Below are 1232 nucleotides of genomic sequence, written 5' to 3'. Positions count from 1 at the left end.
TATCCATCAGGGAGAGATACTAAATCGTACTGGCGCGCGAGTTGGCATGATCGGGCAGGGCGGTCACGGTGGTCCTACTTGCCGAGTTGGATCTATTGGCCGCGCTACTCGATTGCCGCTGGTGCATTCCAGGCACATCAATTTGTTTTGGACTGGATGCGCTCGTAGGTCTGCGAGCTCGAAACGTCGGTGCCGGAAATGGGTGGTCGCTCGCATGCTAGGCAACGTGCTGCTGGATACGCTCGTCGGAAGTGTCCCAATTCTCGGCTCGATCTTCGATGTGTATTTCAAAGCTAACAATCGCAACATCAGACTGCTGCGCCGTCACCTCAACAAAGTAATCCGGACAGGGCCCGCTTACCTCCGCTGTGAATAGCAGGCGCGTGATCCTTCGATCACGCGCCTGCATATTCGAGGATGTGTGCAAGGTCGATTTTTGAGGCTCAGCGTTTAATCATTCGCGCCACGGCAATCAAAATACACGCGCCGATGAAGCCTGCGACAAGATAGCCGAGCCAGCCGGCCAGCGATACGCCCAGCAGCCCGAGAAGGACATTGGCGACGATCGCGCCGACGATCCCCAAAATGATGTTCATAAGCACGCCCATGTTGCTTTTCATGAACATCTCGGCAAGCCAGCCGGCGATACCGCCGATGACGATCGCTGCTATCCAACCCACACCTGGATTTTCCATATTTTCCCCTTTTCCTTGAACCTCAGTTGGTTCGGCCGGAGAACGTGCCAAACGCCAATAAAGTTCCGGGATATAGGGTGTTCCATCGTTCCCCGCTCATACCGGATATCTCAGTCTGAAGTCCGCCCCACCTGAAGGAACCATTCGCCTCGCTCCCACTTTCTCCCGAAGCCAATTCGGGCGAAGGGAGCATCACGATGAAAACGCTAGCCGAAATTTTTGAACATACCCTCCAGGACATCTACTATGCGGAGAACGCGATTACGAAGGCGCTACCCAAAGTAGCTGCCGCCGCGAACGACGCCAAGCTGAAGAAGGCGGCCGAGGATCACCTCGCTGAGACAAAGGGGCAGATCAAGAAGCTGGAGCAGGTGTTCAAGTCTATCGGCAAGAAAGCCGTCGGCGAGAAGTGCGACGCCATTGAGGGGCTCATCAAGGAAGCCGACGGACTGATGGAGGAAGCGTCAGGTACAGCCCTCGATGCGGGCCTGCTGGCCGCCTGCCAGGCCGTCGAGCACTACGAGATTTCCCGGTACG

3 protein-coding genes are annotated in these 1232 nt (G+C 56.2%); 2 read left to right on the top strand and 1 reads right to left on the bottom strand.

What is annotated here, in order from left to right; genetic code table 11:
- Positions 1–46: 46 nt before the first annotated feature.
- Positions 47–376, top strand: coding sequence for a DUF4112 domain-containing protein (locus tag NKI61_RS32785; protein WP_352842417.1), 330 nt, complete (start codon positions 47–49; stop codon positions 374–376).
- Positions 377–443: 67 nt separating this feature from the next.
- On the opposite strand, the gene NKI61_RS32780 is transcribed toward NKI61_RS32785, so the two are convergent.
- On the bottom strand, positions 444–695 hold the full coding sequence (locus NKI61_RS32780) for a GlsB/YeaQ/YmgE family stress response membrane protein (protein ID WP_023740256.1): 252 nt from the start codon (positions 693–695) through the stop codon (positions 444–446).
- Between the two features lie 197 nt (positions 696–892).
- On the opposite strand from NKI61_RS32780, the gene NKI61_RS32775 reads away from it, so the two are divergent.
- On the top strand, positions 893–1232 hold a 340-nt coding region (locus NKI61_RS32775; protein WP_352842415.1), incomplete at its 3' end, for a YciE/YciF ferroxidase family protein.

This window comes from Mesorhizobium sp. M0514, assembly GCF_040321145.1.
Classification (GTDB): domain Bacteria; phylum Pseudomonadota; class Alphaproteobacteria; order Rhizobiales; family Rhizobiaceae; genus Mesorhizobium.
This window is presented reverse-complemented; position numbering and strand designations above follow the sequence as displayed.